The sequence below is a fragment of the Myxococcus xanthus genome, assembly GCF_013116825.1.
In the GTDB taxonomy this organism is placed as follows: Bacteria; Myxococcota; Myxococcia; order Myxococcales; family Myxococcaceae; genus Myxococcus; species Myxococcus xanthus_B.
This window is the reverse complement of sequence record NZ_JABFNS010000069.1, coordinates 21,446-45,584: the sequence shown is the minus strand read 5'-3', so window position 1 is coordinate 45,584 and position 24,139 is coordinate 21,446. Positions and strand designations below refer to the sequence as shown.

Here is a 24,139-nt window from a genome sequence, read left to right as displayed (position 1 = left end):
CGGTGGCGCGGGGGAGGGCAACGATGACCTGGGCTCGGGTGGCGGCGCGGGCGGCGGAGTTGTGCTCATCCGGGCCAGGACGTTCTCGGGCGCTGGGCGCTTCTCCGCGGATGGGTTCGCCGCCAGCCACACGCCGGGCGACGATGGCGCGGGCGGTGGTGGCGCGGGCGGTGTCCTCATCCTTCGCGCGCAGGACGCACTGTCCTGCGGGAGCGCCCAGGCCGCGGGTGGCAACGGTGGCAACGTCAACTACCCGGGCTGGGTGCTCGGCCCGGGCGGTGGTGGTGGTGGCGGCGCTGTGCTGTTGCAAGGGGCGACGGCGTCGTGCCCCAGGATTGTGTCGGGCGGCGTTGCCGGGACCCTCACCCCGTCGGATGGCGGAACGCATGGCGCGGGTACGGGGAGCGAAGGCTTCGTCGAGGAATACCACGTGGCCTACCGCACGCCCGGGACGCCGTCTGTCAGCGCTCCCGTGTCCGGAGCGGTGGGCGTTCCTCTCCGTCCTCGCTTCGAAGGCCGGGCGGACCCTGGTGTTCGAGTCCTCGTGTTCGTCGATGGCGTGGAGCGGCTTCAGGTGAGCTCTGGCGCGGATGGTGTGTTCACCGCTGGCATTCCTCCGTATCAGGCGCCGCTCGATGTCGGAACGCACACGGTCCACGTGGTGACGGAGGCGATGGGGGCGTACAGCGCGCCCTCCGCGCCTGTGTCGTTCTCTGTCGCGGCCACCCTGGAGGATGGCGGCGTGGTGGTGGAGCCCATCCTGGTGATTCCGCAGGACGGAGAGACGGTGGGAACCACGCCGCTGTTCGCGGGCGTCGCGCCCAACGGGCAGACGGTGGGCATCGAGGTGGACAACGGCCCCGAGGTCATCATCCCCGTGGATGGCGCGGGCCGCTTCCGCTACCAGTGGCCTGCTGAATCGCCGCTGGCGCCGGGCCCTCATTTCGTCACGGTTCATTCGCACAACGAGGCGGGAATCAGCGGGCCCTACTCGCAGCCCATCCGATTCGAGTCCCAGGCGGTGAGCAGCGAGGGTGACGGAGGGACGTCCGGGCAGGATGCGGGCGCGTCCCAGGGAGATGGTGGCCCCCAGGTCCCGGAGGACGGTTGGCCGGTGCTGGTGGTCCCCGCTGATGGCGAGGTCGTGGACTCCACGCCGCTCTTCGCGGGCGCGGCAACGGCTGGCGCCACGGTGGTCATCGAGGTGGACGGCATGGAAGTCGCCACGGTGACGGCCGATGACACCGGGGCCTTCCGTTACCAGGTGCCCCGCGAGAGCGCGCTGTCCGTGGGCTCGCACGAGGTCGCGGCGCAGGAGTACCTCGTCACCTCCAGTCGCGTGCCGGCGCGCTCGCGGACCACGGGCTTCGAGGTGCGGGGGCCCGCGGCGCTCGACGTGGGGTGTGGCTGCGGCGCCTCGCCCGTGGGCGTGGTGGGCTCCTGGGTGTTGCTGGCGGGACTGGCCGGCCTGTCGCGGCGGCGGCGCGGATAGCGGTCCGCGAACGGCCGGCCTGCCCGGTGCGCTAGTCGTCGCCGAGCAGGCTGCCCAGGCCGACGCCCCCCAGCACGCTGCCCTCGTCGCGAGCGCCACCCGGGCGCGCGGCGGAGAGGATGCGGCCCGCGAGCCGGCTGAACGGGAGCGACTGGAGCCACACCTTGCCGGGGCCGCGCAGCGTGGCGAAGAAGAGGCCCTCGCCGCCGAAGAAGGCCGTCTTGATGCCGCTCACCATCTGGATGTCGTAGTCCACGGTGGGCTGGAACGCGACGATGCAGCCGGTGTCCACGCGCAGCAGCTCACCCGGGCCCAGCGTGCGCTCGTGCAGCGTGCCGCCGGCGTGGATGAAGGCGAGCCCGTCACCCTGGAGCCGTTGCATGATGAAGCCCTCGCCGCCGAACAGGCCGGTGCCCAGCTTCTTCTGGAAGGCGATGCCCAGCGACACGCCCTTGGCCGCGGCGAGGAAGCTGTCCTTCTGCGCAATGAGCTCGCCGCCGAGCTCACGCAGGTTCACCGGGATGATTTTTCCCGGGTAGGGCGCGGCGAAGGACACCTTGCGCTTGCCGCTCCCGCTCTTGTTGAGGAAGACGGTGGTGAAGAGGGACTCACCCGTCAGCAGGCGCTTGCCCGCGCCGAGCAGCGAGCCGAAGAAGCCGCTCGTCTTCTCCGAGCCGTCACCGAAGATGGTCTCCATCTCGATGCCGTCCTCCATGTACATGAGGGTGCCGGCTTCGGCGACCGCGGCTTCTCCGGGGTCCAACTCCACCTCGACGAACTGCAGGTCCTCGCCGTAGATGTGGAAGTCCACTTCGTGCATGCGTGCCATGGATGCGCTCCGTCGTGAGGAAACGGCGCGCACCATAGCCGCCCAGCGGTGGGGCTACCGCGACAGAATCAAAGCCAGGGTGGCCACGAGCCGGGCGTCGTCGCCGCCAATGGCAGGCGGAATCGACAGCGATACCGGGTTCTCCAATCCGGCGAGGCACGAACGCCAGCCTTGATAGCGGCCTTCCTCGGAGGCGGTGAGCTGATAGCTGCACCGGCCCACGTCGCCCTTGAACGTCCGCGGCGTCACCTGGAAGTCGGTGAGCTGCCCGCCGAACGTGCCCTTGGCGCGCAGGGCTCCTTCTTCCTGCGTCATCCGCAGGTCCACGGGGCCGCTTCCATAGATGCCGCGGATCCGCGCGGCGTCCAGCGTGAGGTTGAGGGGCCTGCCGAAGGCGCGGCCTCGAAAGGAGCCGTCGCTGAAGCCGACCTGCAGGTCAGGGCTGGTGAGGTCGCGGTCGGTGACACGCGCGTTGAGCGCGACCCGAGGCGTTCGCAGGTCCAGGTACTGGACGGGCTGGGCCCAGGCCGAGCCGGCCGCTGCAAGCAATGCGGCTGTGAAGATACGTGAAGTTCTCATGTGTTGAACGTAGCTGGCTCGCCAACCCGTCACCCGTGTCTTAGGTGTGGTGCACGAGATGAGGCGTTGGCCCGCCTGGCGTACGGGCGGGTTGCCGGGCATCGGCCATGGAGGTCGTCATGTCCCCGCGTTCCGGGCGCGGTCAGGGCTGGTGCCGGTGAGAAGGAGGTGGTCGTTCGTGGCGGAGCTGACCCCAGGTGTGGAGCAGGAGGCCCGGCGGCCCGCCGTGTCCCTGTCGCTGGCATGGCGGTGGTTGATGTCGCTGGGTGGCATCCTCACGTTGATGGGCGGGCTGCACGCGTACATCGCGGTGCGCCTGTTCGTGAGCCCGCGGCTGCCCCTGCCGTGGGCATGGCTGGGGCCCTTCCTGGTGGCGCTGCTCTTCCTGTCGCTGCCGGTGGGAATGGTGGTGTCGCGCCGCGAACCGACCCTCTGGACGCAGGTGCTCCAGTGGACGTCCTACGTGTGGCTGGGCGCCTTCGGCATCCTGCTGAGCGCGGTGGTGGTCGCGGACCTGGTGGGGCTGGGCCTGTCGTGGTCGGGCGTGGTGACGGACGCGGTGGCCCTGGCCAGGGGCAAGGCCCTGGTGGCGGTGGGGGTGACAGTGCCGGCGGTGGTGTACGCCTTCATCACGGCGCGTGGCCGGGCGACGGTGGAGCGGGTGACGGTGCCGGTGGTGGGCCTGGCGCCCGGGCTCAGCGGCCTGAAGGTGGTGCAGATTTCGGACATCCACGTGGGGCCCACGTTGGACGGCCGCTGGCTGCGGCGCGTGGTGGAGCAGGTGAACGCGCTCCAGCCGGACGTGGTGGCCGTGACGGGCGACCTGGTGGACGGCGCCGTGGACGCGCTACGGGACGAGGTCATGCCCCTGTCGGAGCTGCGCGCGTCCCTGGGCGTCTTCTACGTCACCGGCAATCACGAGTACTACCACGGGGGACCGGCCTGGGCAGCGGAGGTGGCGCGCCTGGGGCTCACCGTCCTTCAGAACGAGCACCGGGTGGTGGAGCGCGACGGAGCGCGGCTCACCATCGCGGGGGTGACGGACCATGACGCGGGCCACATCATCCCCTCGCATGCCAGCCGTCCGGAGTTGGCGCTGCGCGGGGCGCCGCAGGGCGTGCCGCGTCTGTTGTTGGCTCACCAGCCCCGGTCCGCCCTGCGCGTGGCGGAGGCTGGCGTGGTGGTGGACCTGCAGCTTTCCGGGCACACGCACGGCGGACAGGTGTTTCCCTTCATGTTCCTCATCAAGTTGCAGCAGCCGGTGGTGCGCGGTCTGGCAACCATTGCCGGGGTGCGCGTCTATACCCACAGGGGGACAGGCTATTGGGGGCCTCCGCTGCGGTTGGGGCCCTCGCCTGAGATTGCGGAACTGACCCTGGTGCCTGCCCCGGGTTGATTGCGCACCATGTGCAACTGTTGAGTATCCGCCTAGAGTCCGGGGCCTTCTTTACTGAAGAGGGTCACTCCCCTGGATCTGGCAACGCTCAACAAGCTGCTCGCGGTCGGTGTGCAGAACGGTGCATCGGACATCCACTTCCGGCCGGGGGATCCGCCCATCTACCGGGTCAATGGCGCGCTCCGGCCCTTGAAGATGGAGAAGCTACACGCGGACCATACGCGACAGGTGGCAGTCCATGTCGTGTCGGACCCCGAGGTGAAGAAGCAGATTGACACACTTCAGGAGTGCGACGCGTCCTACAGCCTCCCGGGCGTGGCGCGCTTCCGGGTGAATATCTACCGGCAGCGGGGCTCGCTGGCGTGCATCCTGCGCATCATCCCGGATGAAATCCCAACCATTGACGGGCTGGGATTGCCGCAGGTGTTGAAGAAGATTGCCGGCAACGAGCGCGGGTTGGTGCTGGTGACGGGGGCGACGGGCTCGGGGAAGAGCTCCACGCTGGCGGCAATGATTGACCACATCAACCGCACGGAGAACCTGCACGTCCTCACCATCGAGGACCCCATCGAGTTCATCTACAAGAACATCAAGTCCTCCATCTCCCAGCGGGAGATTGGTCCGGATACGCAGAGCTTCGCGATTGCGCTGCGCGCGGCGCTGCGCCAGGACCCGGACGTCATCCTGGTGGGCGAGATGCGCGACACGGAGACCATCGACATCGCGCTCAAGGCGTCGGAGACGGGCCACCTGGTGCTCTCCACGGTGCACACGACGGATGCGTCACGCACCATCAACCGCCTGGTGTCGGTGTTCCCCGCCGAAGAGCAGACGATGGTGCGCATGCGCCTGGCGGACTGCCTCAAGGCCACGGTGTCGCAGCGCCTGCTGCCCAGGGCCAGCGGGAAGGGCCGCACCGTGGCGTTGGAAATCATGGTGCAGACGAAGACGGTGGAGCAGTACATCCGCGACGACCGCGCCAACGAGCTGAAGGACGTCATCGAGAAGGGCCGAGACATGTTCGGCATGCAGTCCTTCGACCAACACCTGACGCAGCTCTATCGGGAGGGGCTCATCACCCTGGAGACGGCGCAGAGCGCGGCCTCCAACCCGGCCGACTTCCAGCGCGCGCTCGAGTTCGAGTGAGCGCCGGGCCCGGATGACGGGGCGGGCAGCCGCCTCGCCCGGGCTTGAGGGCCTGGCGCTCGCTCCCCGTCAGGACAGGGCCACCGAGGCGAAGGTCGGCTGCGCGCAGGGAGCCTTGCGCCCTGTACAATCCACGCCACTGCGAGGGGGCTGCCGATGCTGACGTTCGAAGTGGATGCCGTCGAGGAGGCTTCGGCGCCTCCCGTCACCGCGCCGTTGGGGACGTTCGTGAAGGACGCGCTCTGGATGGCGCCTGGGCCGGACACGCGGGTGCTGGAGACCCACGGCGTGCATCCGTTGCTCGCCGCCGTCCACACGGCCTTCGCCGAGCATCGGCCGCTGGTTCTCTCGCCGGACGCCATCTGGCTCACGATGGCGCAGGGGGTGGCGCAGCACATCCGGTTGAACGCGGAGGCGCTCCGCGGCCGGCTTGTCCAGCATGAAGGCCGCAAGAAGCTGACCGTCGAGGTGGATCAGCTGCCGACGAATGACGCGGACTTCCTGATACTGTTCTCCGCGTTCCGCTGCCAGCTCCGCCAGGCCCTGGGCCCCGGGCTGCCCCGGTTGCTGTCGTGTGATTTCTCCACCAGCACCGACATCGAGCGCATGGCGGGAGACGTGGTGCTGATGGACGCCATGTCGCCGTACTTCGACTATGAGATGCTGTGTGTTTGCGGCATCCCCCGAATCACCCTGCTGGGGACGCCCGAGGACTGGCGGTCCATCCGCCGCCGCATCGACGTCATCCAGGAGCTGGACCTGGCGTGGTGGACGTCTTCCCTGGTGCCCATCGTGGACGCCTTCGTGAGCGCGGCCGAAGGGAACCCCGACCGTGAGTACTGGAAGCAGCTCTACAAGCCCAAGGCGGCGTATGGAGTGGACCTCGCCACGGGCTGGATGGCGCGGCTGTTCCCCTACGTCGCGACTCGTGGGGCCTACACGGAGAGGAACCCGCTCCTGAGCATCTCGCATGCCGAGATGATGGCTTCGCGTGCGACGGCGCCGACGCTCGCGTGGAATGCCCCGCGGCTTGGTGTGGCGCTGAAGGATGTTCCCGCGAACCTGTCGAGCGTGGCGCTGCATGTGGAGACACAGCCCGTTGTCTTTCGTGAGACGTGGACACTGGAGGCGGGCGTCCTGAGCGTGGCGGTGGATGGCACGGGCGCGCTCCTGCCCAGAGCCGGGGTCGTCGTGCGGCGCGGCGATGGCTGCTCGCTGATGGAACTCGTGGAGCGAATCCTCGCGGAGCACACAGGGACACGCGCCACCCGCGTGGGTACCTTCAGCGGAGCCGCAGAGCTCAACGCCCTTTATGATCAGCTTCAGGAGGCCACGCTTCTACCCGGCGGCCGTGCGTGGCGCCTCCGGCCCTGTTCTGAGCACGCGGAGGTCCGCATCCCCATCGACAATGATGGGCGCAATGTGTCGGCGGTTCTGGCACTCGTCGACCTCCCTGATGGCACCGTGCTCGCGTGGCGGGATGGACTGGACAGTGGCCTCCATTGCGTCGTCCGTTTGAACGCGAGCCAACTGGTGCCTTTGCCGAAGCCCAAGCCGGATGAAATCCAAGGCTGGACGGTGGCCGGTGGGCGGCCCGGAATCCCCATCCTGCGCGCCCAGCAACGGGCCGCAGAGGTTCCCGTCGTCGGTACTTCCCTCGTGGCCGTCCTCGCCCAGGCGCTCCAGCATGGCGGCTCCACGGACCTCCCCACCCAGGGAACGCTCGGCGAGCGGCTGTTGCCCTGGGAACTCCCGCGAAGCTAGCGGGCGCGCGGCAATCCCCAAGGGAAATAGCAGGGTCAAATCAGACCCGATACATGTGGATAGGTGTTACCTCTGACCCGCTGAACGGGCGTTTCAGGGCACCCGACTCCGTGGGTTTGAAGGTCCAGGAATTGAAGCAAAGGTTGATATTTCCGCTATTGCTGGTTATTGTCGCGTTGTGTCCAGCGCCCCCGCCCCCCTGATTCGCCGTGCGCAGTCCCTCCTCGATGCCCGCCATCTGGTGGAGGCTGGCGCACTGCGTCTGCCCCTCGAGCCCACTGCCGCGCCCGTACGGCGTCACCGGAGCGCGCCCAAGGGGCCTCGGGTGATGCTCGTCTCGGAGGAGCCGCTCTTCCGGCTGGCGATGGGCCGCGAGCTGGCGTCAGACTTCGAACTGGTCCCCACGTTGGGCATCGCGTCGGCGGATCGGCGGATGGACCTGGGCGTGGTGCCCGAGGCGGTGATCGTGGACCTGGACTCCGTGGCGCGAGCGGCCGTGCCGACCTTCCTGGCACGGCTGGTGGAGCGCGACCTGGCGGGGCCACGCATCCTCGTATCGTCCTACTTCCGTCCCGAGGTGGCGGCGGCCTACAGCGCCTCCAGCCTCACGCACTTCGCGCTGTCCCGCCCGTGGCGCCCGGGCGCGCTGCGCACGCTGGTGGAGTCCGTCATGGGGCTCTCCGGGCTGCGCGCCATGACCGCGGGGCGCTGAGGAACATGGCATGAGCCACGCGGCCCCCTTCTCCGAGCGGCTGGTGGATGCGGGCCGGGGTCTGCTCACGGGTTTCTCGAGCGCGTCGGTGGGCGTGGCTCGCAGCGTGGGCGTGGTGCTGAAGGCGATGGGCGGAGGCGTGGCGCAGTGCGCGCGCGGCCGGCCTCGTGAGGGACTGCCCCAACTGGGACAGGGCCTGACGCGCGTGGCGCAGCTCCCCGCGGATGCCGTGTTGATGGTGGGCGGGCGCGTGCTCAGCTCGGTGCAGGTGCTGGTCGGTCTGGAGCCGCCGGGCCGCCGCCTCTCGGCGGAGGAAATCTCCCGCCTGCGGCCCATCTTCGGAGACAGCCTGAACTACGCGGTGGTGCGGTTGAAGGTCGGCCGGCTGGGCCTGCTGGGCCTCCCCGGGCGGGCCTTCGCGCACGGCAACACCGTCTTCGTTCCGCCTCGGAGTGGGGGCGTGGACTTCGGCCTGCTCGTTCATGAGCTGACGCACGTGTGGCAGCACCAGCACGGCGGCACGGCCTACCTGAGCGCCGCGCTGGCCGCGCAGTGGTCCGGCGATGGATACGACTGGCGCAAGGGCGTGAGCCGCGAGAAGCGTTGGGCTCAGCTCAACCCCGAGCAACAGGCCCAGCTCATCGAGGACGCGGCCGTCGCCGGCCTCATCCCCTTCACCGCGTCTGTGTCCCCGCGCATGAAGCTGCGGGGCTGGTCAGACGCGGCGCTCGACCTGCTGGATGAGGCCGTGGTCTGCCTGCACGCGGGCCGCGGCGCGCCCTGAGCGCTCACAGCTTGGGCGGGTCGTGCTCGGCGAGGAGCCGGGACACGCCTACCGGGAGGGGCTCGCGAAGCTGGGCGCAGCCCGCTCATCCTGGCCGCGCTGTCGCTGGCGCCGCGACGCTGAGTCGTCGCGGGGGGCCTGAACGCCAGCGGGGCCCCGGGCCCGACGAGAAGGTCGGACGCGGAGCCCCGTGGGTGCTCGCTCATGACTGTGCGGGCGCTCAGCCCCGGTACTGGTGCACCGCCATGATGGGGTAGTTCATGCTGGAGATGGTGACGCGCTGCGAGCCATCCGAGTTGACGTTGTTGGAGCCGATGAACGTCGGCTTGCCGTCCTTCCAGCCCGCGAACATCACCACGTGCTGGCCGCCGTTGGTCTTCATGGAGACCACGTCACCCGGCTTCGCGTCCTTCAGGTCGATGCGCTTGAACTGGGGGTCCCTGTCCAGCTTGGCCATCAGGCCCATCACGCTGTTGTCGTGCTGCGAGTCGGAAATCTGGCCGGACTGCTCCAGCACGGCGGACACGAAGTTGGCGCAGTTGACGTTGTTGGGGACCCAGTCCTCCATGTCCGCGCCCACGCCGTTCTTCTCCAGCTTCAGCGAGCCCGCGTTCTTGCCCAGGTGCTGCGACGCGATTTCGAAGGGGCTGCCCTTGGGGCCGCGGATGCCGGGGCCGGAGCTGCTGGGGCCCTGCACGTCCTGCGTACCGCCGCTGCTGCCGCCGCCGCCCGTGGCGCCACCCGCGCGGCCCGCGGAGCCGCTCTCGAAGGAGTCCTTCGAACCGGGGATGTTCAGCGACTTGCCGGCGTAGATGAGGTCCGCGTTCTTGATCTGCGGATTCGCCTTCATCAGCGCGCTGACACTGGTGTTGTAGCGCTGCGCCAGGTGGGAGAGGGTGTCGCCCGACTTGATGCGGTAGCTGCTGCTCATGGGGGGCTCCGTAGGCTCTGGAGCGGCGCGAGGGCGCCGCATGTGCGTCTTGCACCTATTCTCGAAGCCTGAGACCCGGAGTTGCGTGCCTCTTGATTTTCAAGGCCAGCGCCCCGGAACCCCCCGTGATTCCAGCGAATTTCCCCGACGGTGGGTCGAAAAACACTTCAAAAGGCGTCCTGGCCTCCGCGGAGGCTGCCAGCGCCAGCGAGCTGCCCTACCTTGGGCGGCATGAGCGCGCTGTCCCGGAGATTGAACCTGGACTGGGTGCTGCCCTCGCTGGCGGTGGGGGGCCGCTTCCCCATCGATACGGCGGAGCACCTCGCGGGGGCGCTTGGCATCCGCTGTGTGGTGGACGTGCGGGTGGAGGCCTGTGATGACGAGCACGTCCTGCGCGAGCACGGCATCACCTTGTTGCACCTGCCCACCGAGGACCTCCGGGCCATCCGTGGCGACCGGCTGGATGACGGCGTCGCGTGGGTGACGGACCAGCTGGCCCGGGGCCACAAGGTCTATATCCACTGTGAGCATGGGGTGGGGCGCAGCGCGCTGCTCGCCTTGTGCGTCCTGGTGGCGCTGGGGCATCCGCCGTTGGAGGCGCTGTCCCTGGCGAAGCGGCGGCGCTGGCAGGTGTCACCCAGCACGGAGCAACTGCGCACCTTCATGGCGTGGGCGGAGGCCTGGCGTCAGCGGAACGCGGCGACGTGGCGTGTGCCCACGTTGGAGGAGCTGGCCGCGATTGCGCACAGCCACCTGACCCAGCCGCCACCCGCTTCCCGCGAGAATGAGGACTGAGGGAGCGCCGCGATGCTGGTGTGTCCGGAGCGCATCCGCGAGAAGTGGAGCCGACCACGGAGGCGCGGGCGCTGGTCAGTGCCTGGTGGGTGTGGACGCGCGGATGTAATGACGTGCAATCCCGGCTTTACTGTCGTCCCCTGACATCTGGTGGCTGGCGGGTGCCGAGGCGCTTGAAGCGGGCCAAGGCTCCGCGCATGGTGTTGGTGTGAGCTCCATTCCTCATCCTGACTTCACGGCCGCGCGTTTCGCCTCCTGTCCGGACGCGCGCTTCCAGCCTGCGCCCGCGGACGGCGTGTTGCCGGAGGGTTTCTTCACCACGACGAATCTCCCCACCTACGTGCGCGTGGGCGGCGCGTGGCGCATGCCGCGCGAGCCGCGCATGGACGGGGCGCTGGTGCTGGATGCGCAAGGCGAGCTGTGGATTCGCGAAGGCCGTCGCGTGCGTGCGGGCGAGCGCGTGGTGGTGGGCTTCGCGGAGGACGGCAGCGAAGGCGTGTTCGTGAACGCCGCCTACCTCGCGGATGAGGGCGAGGGGGAGTTCAAGTTCATGACGAGCGCGGTGTCCCGCGAGAAGCCCATCGACTACGCGCACATGGCCCGGGTGCTGGTGGACGAGCGGGAGCGCGGGGGCTACCCCATCTGGGTGACGGGGCCGGCGCTGGTGCATTCGCGAGCGCGCGCGGACATGACGTGGTTCGTCGCCAATGGCTTCGTGGGCGCGCTGCTGGCGGGCAACGCGGTGGCGGTGCATGACATCGAAGCCTCCATCTTCGGCACCACGCTGGGGATGAGCGGCTCGGGCGAGGCCACCTCGGGCGGCCACGGCCTGCACATGCGCGCCATCAACAAGGTGCGGGCGGCGGGTTCCATCGCCAAGGCGGTGGAGGCCGGGGTGATTACCAACGGCATCATGCACGCGTGCGTGGTGCACAAGGTGCCCTTCGTGCTGACGGGCTCCATCCGTGACGACGGGCCGCTTCCGGACGTGGTGACGGACAACCTGGAGGCGCAGGTGGCGATGCGCGAGCACGCGGTGAAGTCCACCATGGCGGTGATGATCGCCACGGCGCTGCATGCCATCGCCACCGGAAACATGCTGCCGGCGTTCGTCACGGAGAAGGACGGCTCGCTGCGAGAGCTGCCCACCATCTGCGTGGACTCGTCCGAGTTCGTGGTGAGCAAGCTGAAGGACCGCGGCACGCACCAGGCCTTTGGCGTGGTGACGAACGCGCAGGACTTCATGCATGTCCTGCGGCTGTACGTGGAGCGTGACCTGGCGGCGCGCGGGCTGCCGGTGCCGGGGGACGCGCTGAGGAAGTAGCGAGCGCCTCCCGGCCGCGACGGCGGGCCTGGCATCAGTGGCCAGGCTCGCCTGGGTGTCTTCGCGTCAGAACGACTCTTCCGGCACCTCCATCAGGTCCAGGTTGCCGTGCTCCACCATGCGGGCGGCGTGGGCGACGCCGGGCAGCACCTCGTGGCAGAACCAGCGGGCGCTGGCGAGCTTGCCCACGTAGAAGGCGCGGTCCCCGGGGTTGCTCTTCATGCGCTCCAGCGCGACCTCCGCGTGGCGCACCAGCAGCCAGCCGATGACGACCTCCGCGACGGCGGCCAGCACGCGGTTGCCCTGCAAGCCCACGTGATAGACGGACTCGCCCAGCTTGCCCATCAGCGTGCCGAGCATCGTCTCCAGGTCGCCCAGCGCGCGGCCCAGCGCGGCGCGCTCGGCCTCCAGCTCCTTGCCCTCTCCGGTGCGCTCGGCCGTCTCGCGAATCTGGGACAGCAGGCCCTGGAGCGTCGCGCCGCCGTCGCGCGCCACCTTGCGCATGAGCAAGTCGAGCGCCTGGATGTGCGTGGTGCCCTCGTAGAGCGTGTCGATTTTCTGGTCCCGGATGTACTGCTCCACCGGATAGTCCTGCAGGTAGCCGGAGCCGCCGTGGACCTGGAGCGACAGCGCCAGCAGCTCGTAGGCCTTCTCCGAGCAGTAGCCCTTCACCAGCGGCAGCAGCATGTCGTTGAGCGTGTCCAGCTCACCCGCCTCGGTGGCGCGGTGGCCGCCCTTGCGCTCCACGCCGTCCTGGATGAACGCGGTGTAGAGGCACAGCGCGCGCATGCCCTCCGCGTGGGCCTTCTGCGCCATCAGCATTCGGCGCACGTCGGGGTGACGGAAGATGGGCACGCGGGGCGCCGTCTTGTCCCGGGCCTGCATCAGGTCCGCGCCCTGGAGGCGGTCCTTGGAGAAGGCCAGCGCGCGGCCGTAGCCGGCGGACAGCGTGGCCATGGACTTCACGCCCACCGCCATGCGGGCCTGCTCGATGATGTAGAACATCTGCCGGATGCCGTCGTGGACCTCGCCCAGCAGCAGGCCGCGGCAGGGCTTCCCGTCGCCGAAGGTCAGCTCACAGGTGACGGAGCCCTTCAGCCCCATCTTCTTCTCCAGCTTGGTGCACACCACGCCGTTGGCTTCACCCAGGCTGCCGTCCTCGTTCACCCAGTACTTGGGCACGACGAACAGCGACAGGCCCTTGGTGCCGGGCGCCGCGCCTTCCGGACGCGCGAGCACCATGTGGATGATGTTCTCGGACATGTCCGAGTCGCCGTTGGTGATGAAGCGCTTCACCCCTTCGATTTCCCAGACGTCGTCGGAGACACGGCGGGCCTTGGTGCGGGCGGCGCCCACGTCGCTGCCGGCGTCGGGCTCGGTGAGCACCATGGAGCCACCCCAGCGGCGGTCCAGCATGTGCGGCAGGAAGCGCTGCTTCTGCGCGTCCGTGCCCAGCCGGTCGATGATGCGCGCCAGCAGGTTGCCCAGCGTGTAGAAGGCCAGCGAGGCATTGGCGCCCACCAGCAGCTCGAACGCGGCCCAGCCCAGGGAGGGCGGCGCGCCCAGGCCACCCAGGTGTGGCGGCTGCTCCAACAGGTGCATGCCCGCGTCGAAGAAGGCGTTCATCGCCTTCTTGAGTCCGGGCGGCAGCGTCACCTCGCCATTCTCGAGCTTCGGCGGGTTGTGCTCCGGCTCCTCGAAGCTCTGGGCCAGCTCGTTGGTGCTGAGCTGGGCGAACATCTGAAGCATCTGGCGTGCGGCCGTCTCGTCCAGGTCGCCAAAGGGTGCGTGGCCCAGCGAGGCTCGGCCGATATCGAGGAACTCGAAGAGGTTGAACTCGATATCGCGCAGGTTGGGGACGTAGTGGTTCGAAGACGACATCTCGGGCTCCTCGCGGGTGTGGGGCCGCGAGGCTAACCCGAGATTGATTCGCGAGTCAGTGACTCTTGAGCTGCAGGGTGGGCACCGCGCCCTCGCCGAGGACGAGGTGCACCTGCCCCACCTTGGACGCGAGGTCCTTGTAGGCTTCCAGTTCCTTGAGGCGCACCAGCAGCGGGTTCTCCGCCAGCACCTTGGCCGTCTGCGCCATGGAGCGGGTGGCGGCCGTCTCCTCGCGCCGCAGGATGACGTTGGCCTCCGCTTCCTTCTGCGCCTGGATGACGCGGTTGAGCAGCTCCTTCATCTCCCCCGGGAGGACGACGTCCTTGATGCCGAAGCGCAGCAGGTCCAGGCCCACCGTGTGGGCGCGGTCCTTCACCTGGGTGAAGAGGCTTTCGGCCACGGCTTCTCGCGATGCGAGCAGCTCATCCAGCGTCCGCTCCGACACGGCCTCGCGCGCGGCCAGTTGCATGGCCAGGTAGAGGACGTCATCCGGAGCGCGGGACACGACGGCGAGCCGGCGCGCGTCCGAGACGCGGAAGGCCGCTGACAGGTTGAGGCGCAGCGTGACGCGGTCCTTCGTCATCACCTCCTGGCCGGTGACGTGGAGCAGGCGCTCGCGCAGGTCGATGACGGCCAGCTGTACCTTGCGGGCGACGGTCCACGCGGCGTGGCGGCCCGGAGGAAGTTCGGCGTCCAGCACGCCATCCACGTAGCGGAGCACGACGGTGCCCTCGGTGGCGGTGGCCTCCGTGTAGTCGCTGGCGGGGACCAGGGCGCGCACGTCGTCACGCATCGGCGCCGTGGTGACACCCGAGGTGTCCACGCGCTCCACGCGCACGGTGGGCGCGCCGGGCGTCAGCTGACGGCTGGGAAGGCGCTCCACCGTCCACACCTGGTGCAGGCCCCGGCCGAGCCACCGCACGGGGCGGCCCTTGTGGAAGAGGATGGCGCGCTCGTCGGCGCTCAGCTCCACGACCTGCAGGTCCGTCTCCGGCACGAGGGCCAGGAACGCCGGGTCGAGCTGGACGAGCGGCTGCTCGGTGCTCACGCGCACCAGTCGCACCTTTCGGAAGGGGTGGAGCAGCCAGTACCGGCCGGGAACGAGGTAGCGCTCCGGCTTCTCGTCCACCAGCACGAACGCCCGCTCATTCTGCCCGATATCCACACGCATGATGCTCATCGCGCACCTCCTTTCCCCCGCCGGGGGAGCTTGAAGAACCGGGACGTTTCAGTGCGCGTCGTCGCGCGTGTCCCGGGTACTGCTGAAAAGCGAGGGCCCCACCGTTCACGGACGTGGAGCGCGGACTGCCTGTCCTGGCCGCTTCCTGGCTGCTCGCGCCTGCGCGCCGGGCACCTCCGCGGACGGCGGCAGGGGCTTCCGTTGACGGCTCGGAAGGGGCCTTGTCGCCCTGGCGGAACACCGGGCATCGAGGTGGGAGGAGTGGGAAGCGGTGGACCCGCGCTCGCGTCAGGTCGCGGCGGAGCCCTCTGGATTGAACGAAGGAATCGAACCTTCTCCGCAGGATTTGGACCTGTGCTCTACCAGTGAGCTAGTTCGGAGCCAGGCGCATCAGACGCCTGCTTCCTGTTGGACCCGACGGGGGCCCGGCCGGGCGGTCCGACATGAGGAAACCACCGCGAGCGATGGACCCGGGGACACCCGCGCCGGAACCTGGGTGCAGCGCGCCCATGTCCGGAGCTGGGAGCCCGGGGACAGCCCCGTGACGCCTCTGGATTCCGCCGAGGTCGAGCGACGGCCCGTGGCGTGGAGTCTGACATGGCGAAAGGCGCCGGTGTTCAGGCTGCCCTTGCGCATGCTGGAATGGCCGGGTCGCGCTCCGCATCGGGACTCAGGCATCGGAAGTCGGGCGCCGAGCCTTCCTATTCGCATGCGCGAGGAGTGGTTCCATTGCGTCAGTCGAGACTTGTTCCGATGGGCGTCGCACTGCTTCTGCTTCAGTGGGCCTGTGTCGCTGGAAGGGAGGCTTCGTCATCGCTGGAGGCGGGCGCTGCCTATGTCGTGTCGCCGTCAGTTGAAGGGCAGGGGGAGTCCCACGGTGCCTTCTTTCCCCTGGGGTGGGATGAAGGCGCTGGGTACGCCGGAACGGAGCCACTCGCGCTTCGGCCAGTGAGGCGAGGAGGAGGAGGTCGCCCGAGTCGCCAGCCGCCAGCGCTCAATCCTCGGCCATCAACCATGCAGACCCAGGTCGCTGCTCGCCGGAGCGCGGACCATGCGGTGGTCGTCCAGGCTCGGCAGGTCTACCAGCAGCGGCTGTAGGCGGCTCAAGCGACCTACCCGAACAGCATTGGGTATGAGAACCACCACTTCATCCCGTTGTACCTGGGCGGCGCGAATAACGGGCAGACGTACCGGTTGCCGACCGCGTACCACAAAGCCGTGACGCAACATTTCCGCCGAGCCTGGCCGTATGGCCAGGGGCGTCGCCCCACACCGCAGGAACTTCAAAAGATTCTCTTGGAGGTCTACTCCGAGTATCCCATTCCCCAGTTGATTGGCATCACGCCTTGAGCATGCGAGAGACCATCGAGTTCAGAATCGCCGAGCGGGATGCTCGGGAGCACCTTGACCCGGGGCTCGGCGTCTCGTTGGGCGGCTCCATCCGCAAGGTGGTGCTGCCCGTCGACGATGCCTGCGTCGCACGGATTGCACAGCTCAACCACGCTTACGCGAAGCATGGTGGCGCGTTCTTCATGTCCTGGCGGCTGCACCGGCGCTACACGGCACGGGAGCTTCAATCCGCGGAGGTGCTCAATCTCGTCGTTCGCGCGCACTTCGAGCCGACAGGGGCCATGTGCGGTACGACGTATGATGAGTCATCCACCTGCCGGCACTGTGGCGCAGGCGCTCGGCAAGTCTCCGACCTCATTCTCGACACCCGACGCATTCCGAAGGGCAAGGACATCGCCCAGACCCTCGCTGGAGAGGTGGTGGTGTCATCACGGCTCGCGTCGGCTTTCCAGATGCACGGTCTTCGCGGTGCGGAGTTCCGGCCGGTGCTTCATCAGGGGAGGGGCAAGCTCCTGCCTTCGGATTGGTTCCAGCTTGTCGTCACTTCGAAGCCCCTGACGCTGAATGCGAGGACGGTGGCGGGAAACAACCCGTTCGACCTCGACGAGCGCAACGTATTCCGCTGCCCCTCGGGCCACACCGCTGGTCTCAACCAGATTTCGGAGCTGTACGTCGACCGAGCCAGCCACGATGGCGCTGACTTGTGGGTGACCGACAAGTTGTTCGGGGACCGGCGTGGAGAACTGAGGCCCGAGCCACGTTTGCTCATCTCCCCGCGCCTCCGCGACGCACTGCAGGCGATGCGTGCGCAGGGGTATGCACTGGAGGCCGCCCACTTTGTGTAAGAGGGCGGCCTGCGGCTGCGTGCCTCGGCGTTACTTCACGGCGTCAGCGTCCTGGGGCACCAGTGGGATGGGCGCCTTCGCCGTCTGCTGCGCGGGCGTTGCCAGGATGGCCTCCTCCGGCTCGGCGGGCTGGAAGGATGGTTCGGGCTTCATCTGCATGCACTCGGCCGCGTTCCGGGCACCGGGCCGCTTCTTCCCCGAGGACGAGCGCGACTGATTCGCCTTCGCCACCGTCGCCGAAGACAGCTCGCACATGGGCGGCGTGTCTGTGTCGATGATGGGCTTCATCACCTTCGGCGGTGGCGCGGTCTGTGTCCCTTGTGACGACGAGCTCCGTCGAGCCGAGGACGACACGTCACCCCGGAGCGCCGCGTCGCTGCGCTGCGTGGAGTCTGTCTGCGTGTTCGCCAGTCCCTCGCTGCTGGACGTGGAGGTGGCCGTCGCCACCGCGGAGGGCGCGGGCTTCTTCGCTGCTTCGCCCAGCGCCTCCGCGAGCAGGTTGTTGCTCTCATGCATCTGGTTGCGCGCCCGCTCCATGCTGGCGTCGTGACGCGTGAGTTGCTCCGTGAGGGTGGTTTGATGCTGATTGCGCTCGTTCTCGATGCTCGCCTTCAGCGTGTCCCGCTCCTGCACCACCTCGCTCAGCCGCTGCTCCAGCGCGCCCTTCTCCGTGTTCAGGATGGTCTCCGCCCGGGCCATGCAGGCCGCGAGAACCTTCTCCTCGGACGCCCGTTCCGGCAGGGGTTCGCTCCGGTTCCACGCCACCAACGCGCTGCTCTGCCAGCGGTAGTCCGTGTGCATCACGCATTCCTGCACCAGCCGCGTGAGCCGGTCCTCGGACCACACGGGCACAGGCCGGGCGCAGGGCCCCACTTCCTCCTTGAGCGTGGAGGGAAAGGCCCGGGTCTGCTTCACCCAGCAACCGTCCCGCTGCTCCATCCGCACCGAGGTACACGCGCTCGCCACCATCGCGAGCGACACCGCAGCCACAAGCCTCATGTCTCCCTCCGTCCCCTACGCCCATTGGCCCGTGCTTCTCCGCGGGACGGTAGGAACGGCAAGGGCCCGCGCCCATGTCTGTGAACCCTGGAGCCGTGTGGGAATGTCCAGGGACAGACCTTCAACGGCAGGCGAGCGAGCGCGGAACGACCCACCACGGTGTGTTGGCCAACGCTCCGGCCCGTGTGGCCGAGGCACAGTCACATCGCCCGCGCCTGCCCGGTTGCTCCGCGAGGCCGCTCAGCGGAGCAGCGCTTCCGTGTGGCTCAGCAGTTCCGGCCCACCGGGCTGTCCGTGTCCTGGGACCACCACGCGTGCCTCCGGAAACCGTTGCCGCATTCGCGACAAGCTCGTGGGCCAGGCCGCCACGTCCGCGTCCGCTACGTTGCCCAGGTTCGTCGAGGCGCCGTCCTTCACGAAGCAGCCGCCGAACAGCACGCCGCTGTCCCGGTGCCACACGACGATGTTGTCCTTCGCGTGGCCGGCCCCCGGGAAGAAGAGCTCCAGGGAGCCCACCGTGCTCGCCTCCGCGAAGGTCTCCGAGGGGCCTGGCAGTCCCAGGGACGCGGCAATCCGCGCCGTCTCCTCCAATCCATGGACGGGGATGCCATGCGGGACGAGCGCCGGAACACCGCCGAGGCGATCCTCATGGAAGTGCGTCACCACCGCCGTGCGGACCGGCCGCCGAAGCGTGTCCCGGGTCCAGTCGAGCAGCAGCGCGCCCTGCCGTGCATCCCAGCCCGTGTCGACCAGCAAGGACGTTTCACCGTCCTCGATGATGAGCCCGTTGGTGGAGACGCGACCGAATGGCTTCAACGTCACCACCGTGACGTGCAACCACACGCCAGGTGCCAGCTTCCGCACGCTCACGTCATCTGCCAGCACGTACTCGTCCGGACCCTGGGACTGCGCCTCCACGGGGGTGTTCCGCTCCACTGTCGCGGCCGGGGTGGAGCGGGAGCAGGCGGTGCTCAGGGGGATGAGAAGAGCACCGGCACAGAACCAACGAAGGGGAAGCAGCGTCATCGTCAAATGGCCTCGGTAGCGGCGATGCCGCGGCGGGGAATGGAGGAGTTCGAGCGGCACGCCGAGGCGGGCCTGGGACCTGGCGCGGTGCATACCGAATCAGTGCGCCTCGGAGAGATGGGACGTGGCGAGCCAGCCCTCGCTGTCGAACCGGTAGAGCCAGGTGGCATTCCCTTCACCCCAGTCGACCAGTCCTTGGCCCGGGGGCAGGGACGCGTCATTGGAGACGTAGCGCTGAAGGCAACTCAACCTGCGCGGCAGCGTCTGGACTTCACGCAGGTGCCCGCCTCGCGTGAAGAGCACCCGCACCGGGACGGGCCGGTTGCACGCGTAGCCCTCGCCCGGAAAGGCATAGTCCTGCTCTCCATCCTGGTCGAAGTCACCCGGTACGCACGGCCAACCGTTCTTTTGCAGGGCGTCCAGGTCCACGCCGATCTCCTGAAGGTGGGGCGCCGCGTCTCCGGCGTTCCCTGCGCACAAGCACCGGAAGTTCGTTTCGGGGTCGCATCCGCCCTCCACGAGCGCAATCGACACGCCCGGCGGCGTTGTGTCGTCGCGGAGGGGGGCCTCCGCACAGCCCACGGCCATTGCCAGAAAAGACGCCCCGATGAAGGTCCAGCGCAGCCGAATCACGTGTCGATGCCTCCTGGGCGCAGTCCAGTGCAAGCCTCGTGCACACCCTGGAGTGGCCGGGCTGTGGCCCTCATGCACCAGAAGCGTGGTTCAGGAGCCACGCGCTCAGCGCCGCTCCACCTCCCACCACCCGAACCACATGGTCCGCTGTTCCGTGAGCTGCACCCAGCCGGGCGCATGCGCGTACGTGCGTGGGAGTAGCCCTGCTTCCGTGACGGCCCGGGCGGTCTCCTCGAATGAGTACAGGTGCAGCGTCACCGCCGGCCCCGCCGTTTGAATCGGCTGCACGGGCGCCTCGTGCCCGTCCAACCCCGGCCGCCGCTCCAGCACGGTGAGGAGCAGCTTGCCGCCCGGCTCCAGCGCCTCCGCGAGGTGCTTCAGGACGCGCGGCAGGTCGTCGCAGAAGTCCAGGCAGCCAATGGCGAGCGCGACGGTGAAGCGGCCCCAGTCAGGAGGAATCGGCTGGTGGTAGCTGTGTACATGCCACGCGCCACCCGGCCGCGCTGTCCGAGCCAGCGCGAGCATGTCCTCGGAGAGGTCGGTGCCAACCACTGCGACGGAGGTGTCCAGTCCCCGGGTGTGGAGCCCCGGCCCGCACCCCACGTCGAGCACGCGGGCGCCGGGCGCCACCACCGCCGCGAGGAACCGCTCCACCCGCTCCTCGTACCGGTGCAGGGCGGGGAAGAGCGCCTCGTAGGCCGAGGCAATCTCCCCGTACACCTGCTTCACGCCCTCTTCCTGTGCATCCCGCGACACGGTTCCTCCGGCTCGTGCGAGCGGCCCCGGTGGCGGACCTGCTTCGCTCAGGGGCGCGCTCCGGCGCCGGCTTACCGTACCCGCCGGGGAAGGCCTCGGCGGAGAACCCTAGCACGCGGCATCTGCCTCAGTCCGCGACCTGCCGGAGCACCGCGAGCGAGCGGCCGATGAGCTCGAACGTCTCACCTTTCACCGGCTCCGGTCCCCGGTTGTCGTCGGTGGTGCAGAGCTCCAGCTCCCAGCGCTGGCCCTGCGCGGTGGGCGGCAGCTTGTACGTCACCGGCTCATGGTGCGAGTTGAGCAGTATCAGCAGCGCGTCACCGATGATGCGCTGCCCGCGCTCGTCCGGCGTGGGGATGGCGTCGCCGCCCAGGAGGAACGCCAGCGAGCGCACGAAGGGCTGCTCCCAGTCCTCCGCCTTCATCTCTGTGCCATCCGGCCGGAACCACGTCAGGTCCTTGTGCTCGGAGTCCCACAGGTGCTGGCCCTTGAAGAAGCGGCGGCGCTGGAGCACCGGCTGGCGGTGGCGGAAGTGGATGAGCTTGCGCGTGAACGCCAGCAGCTTCCGCCGCCGCTCATCCAGGTTCCAATCCACCCACGACAACGCGTTGTCCTGGCAGTAGGCGTTGTTGTTGCCCCCCTGCGTGCGGCCCATCTCGTCACCCGAGACAATCATCGGGATGCCGGTGGACAGGAAGAGGGAGGCCAGCAGGTTGCGCTTCTGCCGCTCGCGCAGGGCGATGACGTCCGCTTCGTCCGTCTCACCCTCCACGCCGCAGTTCCATGACTGGTTGTCGTCCGCGCCGTCGCGGTTGTGCTCGCCGTTGGCCTCGTTGTGCTTGTGGCTGTACGTCACCAGGTCGTGCAGCGTGAAGCCGTCATGCGCGGTGACGAAGTTGATGCTCGCCTGGGGCCGCCGGCGCGCCTCCGCGTACAGGTCCGCGTTGCCCGTGAGCCGGTAGCCCATCTCGCTGGCGAGGTTCTCATCCCCCTTCCAGAAGCGGCGCAGTGCGTCCCGGTACTTGCCGTTCCACTCGCGCCAGGGCGGGGGAAAGCCGCCCACCTGGTAGCCGCCGAGGCCCACGTCCCAGGGCTCGGCGATGAGCTTCACGCGGCCGAGCACCGGGTCCTGGTGGATGATTTGGAACAGCGCCGCGTTGCGGTCGAACGCACCTTCGCCCGTGCGGCCCAGCACCGTGGCGAGGTCGAAGCGGAACCCGTCCACGTGCATCTCCGTCACCCAGTAGCGGAGGCTGTCGATGATGAGCCGCGCCGCTGGCGGGTTGGACGCGTTGACGCTGTTGCCGCACCCGGTGAAGTCCAGGTAGTGCCGCCCGTCCGGCATCAGCCAGTAGTAGCTCGCGTTGTCGATGCCCTTGAGCGACAGCGTGGGCCCCAGGTGGTTGCCCTCGCAGGTGTGGTTGTAGACGACGTCGAGGATGACCTCGATGCCCGCGGCGTGCAGGTCCCTCACCATCGCCTTGAACTCGGCGACGGCGGCGCCGGGCGTCTTGCGGCTGGCGTAGTACTGCTCCGGCGCGAAGTACCCCAGCGTGTTGTAGCCCCAGAAGTTGGACAGCTTCTTGTCGTCGAGGAACGAGTCGTCCGCGAAGGCATGCACCGGCAGCAGCTCCACCGACGTGACGCCCAGCTTCTGCAAATGCTCGATGACGGGGGGGCAGGCCAGGCCCGCGTAGGTGCCACGCAGGTGTTCGGGCACGCCAGGGTGGCGCATGGTGAGGCCGCGCACGTGGGCCTCGTACAGCACCGTCTTGCGCCAGCTGATGTCCGGGCGCCGGTCATTGCCCCAGTCGAAGTAGTCGCTCACCACCACGGACTTGGGCACGCCCGCCGCGCTGTCGCGTTCGTCTCGCGCCAGGTCCTGCTGCTCGTGCCCCAGCGGATAGCCGAACACCGGCTGGCGCCAGTCCACGTCGCCGTAGAGCGCCTTGGCGTAGGGGTCCACCAGCAGCTTGTGCGGATTGCAGCGGTGGCCCTTGGCGGGCTCGTAGGGGCCATGAACGCGCAGACCGTAGAGCGTGCCTGGCTCCAGGCCCGGCACGTAGCCGTGGTGCACGAAGTCCGTGGACTCCGGCAGGCCGAACCGTTCGATTTCACGCGCCGGGTCCGCGGGGTCGAACAGGCAGACCTCCACGCGGGTCGCGACCTGGGAGTAGATGGCGAAGTTGACCCCTGAACCATCGAAGGTGGCGCCACGAGGCCAGGGCTTGCCCGGCCAGACTTCCCGACTCATTGCAGGCTCTCGATTCTGATGGAAAGGCCTGCCCAATGTGGGATTGCACCTCTGGGCTGGCAAGCGTCACGCGGCGACAGCGTGGTCCAGTGAGCGCCAGGTCCCCAGGGCCCAGTCCTGCTCGTCCGGGTCGTCGAAGCTCACCACGCACAGGGCGCGGCGCTTGCCCGAGGTACACAGGGCGGTCAGCCGGCACTCGCCCGGCTCCATGCGGAGTGAGGCCCGTCCGCTGACCCGCTTGCCGTGGTGCTCCAGGTCCATCGCGCGGCGCTCCATGAAGGAGGGCATGAGGCTGGCGGCGCCACCGTCCTCCAAGGGGACGAAGCGCACGCTGCGCCGATGGTCCCGAGCCACCCATGTCCCATCCTGCAGGTGCGCCTCCGCGAGCGACCCCGGGATGCGAATCTCCCAACCCGCCGGCAGCGCCACCTGGACCTCGCCGCGCCGGTAGCCCATGGGCGGGCCGCCGGGTGCCCGCGAGGCGCGCTGGTGGACTTCCTCGGCCAGGGTGCCTCCCACGCCCAGGAAGCCGAGCACCTCCTGCCACTCCCGCCACGGATAGGCCAGGGACGGGTCCTCGCGCCAGGCCTGCTCCAGCAGGCGGGCCACGTCGCGCATCAGGTTCCGCTCGCCGTTCAGCAGCGGTGGGCGCCAGACCACGTCCGTCCACAGGTGGCACCGCGCGCGATTGAGCCGCATGCGCGCGTCGATGCCCGGCGTCCACCAGGGGAACACGTCGATGCCCCTGCGCGGGTCCTCGTACACGTCCTCCAGCCAGCGCGCGTCGCGAGGCCCCAGCGGCGTCAGCAGCGCACCGGGATATTCGAAGGTGTGGCCGAAGCGCATGGACAGCGCGAAGCCGGACTCGCCCTGACGGCGCATGCGCAGCACCCACCCCACGGCTTCCTGGAGCGACGCCAGCATGTGCACATCCACGGGCCCGGCGTCTCCCGTGTGGAAGTAGCCGGTGGGGTCGCCCCCCTTCGACGACGCGCGGCCCTCCGCCCATGAGATGCCGAGCGCGTCACCCATGGCCCTCAGCGTGTCGCAGAGGAAGCGGTGGTAGCCGGGGCCCACGGCGGACGTCTCCGCGGACACGGAGACGTGGGCGCCCGAGGTGGCCGCCAACACGACCTCGCCCGCCGCCGGATGCAGCCGCAGCCGGAGCGTGGGGGCACCCTGGGGGCCGGTGCCCGGTACGGCGCTTTCGAGCAGCTCGCCATGGTGCTCGTGGAACCACGACGACATCCGCTGGAGCCAGGGGACGGGGCCCTCAGGAGGGGAGAACAGGTGTTCGCTTCTCCGTCGCCTGCCGGCCAATGCCAACTTCACGCTCATCGCATCCCACCAGATTCTGAACCGCGCTTCAGGTTCGGTTCACTATTTCAGCGTGGCTCTCCTCGAAGGTGCCACCGACGGGCAGTGGCTGCCCGCTCGTCCTCAACGTGGTCACGCACGGCAGG

Annotated in this window: 20 protein-coding genes and 1 tRNA gene; 9 read left to right on the top strand and 12 right to left on the bottom strand. The window is 68.9% G+C overall.

Annotated features, from left to right (window positions below):
- The coding region (locus HNV26_RS20805) for an MYXO-CTERM sorting domain-containing protein (protein ID WP_301340300.1) at positions 1-1,492 on the top strand (1,492 nt) is incomplete at its 5' end.
- Between the two features lie 31 nt (positions 1,493-1,523).
- Here HNV26_RS20805 and HNV26_RS20800 read toward each other — a convergent pair.
- Positions 1,524-2,321, bottom strand: a complete 798-nt coding sequence (locus HNV26_RS20800; protein WP_171442937.1) for a TIGR00266 family protein — start codon at positions 2,319-2,321, stop codon at positions 1,524-1,526.
- A gap of 54 nt (positions 2,322-2,375) precedes the next feature.
- Positions 2,376-2,900: a hypothetical protein gene (locus HNV26_RS20795; RefSeq protein ID WP_171442936.1), complete on the bottom strand. Its 525-nt coding sequence runs from the start codon at positions 2,898-2,900 to the stop codon at positions 2,376-2,378.
- A gap of 178 nt (positions 2,901-3,078) precedes the next feature.
- On the opposite strand from HNV26_RS20795, the gene HNV26_RS20790 reads away from it, so the two are divergent.
- The 5 genes from HNV26_RS20790 to HNV26_RS20770 all read left to right on the top strand — a co-directional run bounded on the left by HNV26_RS20790 (position 3,079) and on the right by HNV26_RS20770 (position 8,702).
- Positions 3,079-4,296 carry a metallophosphoesterase gene (locus HNV26_RS20790; RefSeq protein WP_171442935.1) on the top strand — a complete coding sequence of 406 codons (1,218 nt, stop codon included), beginning with the start codon at positions 3,079-3,081 and terminating at the stop codon, positions 4,294-4,296.
- 72 nt (positions 4,297-4,368) lie between these two features.
- Positions 4,369-5,442: a type IV pilus twitching motility protein PilT gene (locus HNV26_RS20785; protein ID WP_171442940.1), complete on the top strand. Its 1,074-nt coding sequence runs from the start codon at positions 4,369-4,371 to the stop codon at positions 5,440-5,442.
- A 156-nt stretch (positions 5,443-5,598) separates the two neighbouring features.
- Positions 5,599-7,206, top strand: coding sequence for a DUF4419 domain-containing protein (locus HNV26_RS20780; RefSeq protein ID WP_171442934.1), 1,608 nt, complete (start codon positions 5,599-5,601; stop codon positions 7,204-7,206).
- A gap of 178 nt (positions 7,207-7,384) precedes the next feature.
- A complete protein-coding gene (locus HNV26_RS20775; protein ID WP_366816911.1) occupies positions 7,385-7,918 on the top strand; it encodes a hypothetical protein in 534 nt (177 codons plus the stop codon).
- A 10-nt stretch (positions 7,919-7,928) separates the two neighbouring features.
- Positions 7,929-8,702, top strand: coding sequence for a hypothetical protein (locus HNV26_RS20770; protein ID WP_171442933.1), 774 nt, complete (start codon positions 7,929-7,931; stop codon positions 8,700-8,702).
- Between the two features lie 220 nt (positions 8,703-8,922).
- Here the strand turns inward: HNV26_RS20770 and HNV26_RS20765 are convergent, their stop codons facing one another.
- Positions 8,923-9,633, bottom strand: coding sequence for a C40 family peptidase (locus tag HNV26_RS20765; protein WP_171442932.1), 711 nt, complete (start codon positions 9,631-9,633; stop codon positions 8,923-8,925).
- A 150-nt stretch (positions 9,634-9,783) separates the two neighbouring features.
- Between HNV26_RS20765 and HNV26_RS20760 the strand changes: the two genes are divergently transcribed.
- Complete coding sequence (locus HNV26_RS20760) at positions 9,784-10,428, top strand: protein-tyrosine phosphatase family protein (protein WP_171442931.1); 645 nt, start codon at positions 9,784-9,786, stop codon at positions 10,426-10,428.
- A gap of 208 nt (positions 10,429-10,636) precedes the next feature.
- Positions 10,637-11,752: a putative NPN-dependent ornithine cyclodeaminase gene (locus tag HNV26_RS20755; RefSeq protein ID WP_171442930.1), complete on the top strand. Its 1,116-nt coding sequence runs from the start codon at positions 10,637-10,639 to the stop codon at positions 11,750-11,752.
- Between the two features lie 66 nt (positions 11,753-11,818).
- On the opposite strand, the gene HNV26_RS20750 is transcribed toward HNV26_RS20755, so the two are convergent.
- The 3 genes from HNV26_RS20750 to HNV26_RS20740 all read right to left on the bottom strand — a co-directional run bounded on the left by HNV26_RS20750 (position 11,819) and on the right by HNV26_RS20740 (position 15,191).
- A complete protein-coding gene (locus tag HNV26_RS20750; RefSeq protein WP_090486671.1) occupies positions 11,819-13,633 on the bottom strand; it encodes an acyl-CoA dehydrogenase in 1,815 nt (604 codons plus the stop codon).
- Between the two features lie 55 nt (positions 13,634-13,688).
- Entirely contained in the window at positions 13,689-14,813 is a 1,125-nt protein-coding gene (locus HNV26_RS20745; RefSeq protein ID WP_171442929.1) for a slipin family protein, read from the bottom strand.
- A 313-nt stretch (positions 14,814-15,126) separates the two neighbouring features.
- Positions 15,127-15,191 (bottom strand) — tRNA-OTHER (locus tag HNV26_RS20740).
- Positions 15,192-16,165: 974 nt separating this feature from the next.
- On the opposite strand from HNV26_RS20740, the gene HNV26_RS20735 reads away from it, so the two are divergent.
- Positions 16,166-17,008: a hypothetical protein gene (locus tag HNV26_RS20735; RefSeq protein ID WP_171452856.1), complete on the top strand. Its 843-nt coding sequence runs from the start codon at positions 16,166-16,168 to the stop codon at positions 17,006-17,008.
- 30 nt (positions 17,009-17,038) lie between these two features.
- On the opposite strand, the gene HNV26_RS20730 is transcribed toward HNV26_RS20735, so the two are convergent.
- The 6 genes from HNV26_RS20730 to HNV26_RS20705 all read right to left on the bottom strand — a co-directional run bounded on the left by HNV26_RS20730 (position 17,039) and on the right by HNV26_RS20705 (position 24,014).
- Positions 17,039-18,007 (bottom strand): hypothetical protein, encoded by a 969-nt coding sequence (locus HNV26_RS20730; RefSeq protein ID WP_253816848.1) that lies wholly within the window; start codon positions 18,005-18,007, stop codon positions 17,039-17,041.
- Positions 18,008-18,247: 240 nt separating this feature from the next.
- Positions 18,248-19,033 (bottom strand): MYX family subclass B1 metallo-beta-lactamase, encoded by a 786-nt coding sequence (gene blaMYX / locus HNV26_RS20725; RefSeq protein WP_171442927.1) that lies wholly within the window; start codon positions 19,031-19,033, stop codon positions 18,248-18,250.
- 99 nt (positions 19,034-19,132) lie between these two features.
- Positions 19,133-19,462: a hypothetical protein gene (locus tag HNV26_RS20720; RefSeq protein ID WP_253816847.1), complete on the bottom strand. Its 330-nt coding sequence runs from the start codon at positions 19,460-19,462 to the stop codon at positions 19,133-19,135.
- 309 nt (positions 19,463-19,771) lie between these two features.
- Positions 19,772-20,422, bottom strand: a complete 651-nt coding sequence (locus HNV26_RS20715) for a class I SAM-dependent DNA methyltransferase (protein WP_171442925.1) — start codon at positions 20,420-20,422, stop codon at positions 19,772-19,774.
- Positions 20,423-20,549: 127 nt separating this feature from the next.
- Complete coding sequence (gene glgX / locus HNV26_RS20710; protein ID WP_171442924.1) at positions 20,550-22,676, bottom strand: glycogen debranching protein GlgX; 2,127 nt, start codon at positions 22,674-22,676, stop codon at positions 20,550-20,552.
- A 66-nt stretch (positions 22,677-22,742) separates the two neighbouring features.
- A complete protein-coding gene (locus tag HNV26_RS20705) occupies positions 22,743-24,014 on the bottom strand; it encodes a hypothetical protein (protein ID WP_171442923.1) in 1,272 nt (423 codons plus the stop codon).
- Between the last annotated feature and the right edge of the window lie 125 nt (positions 24,015-24,139).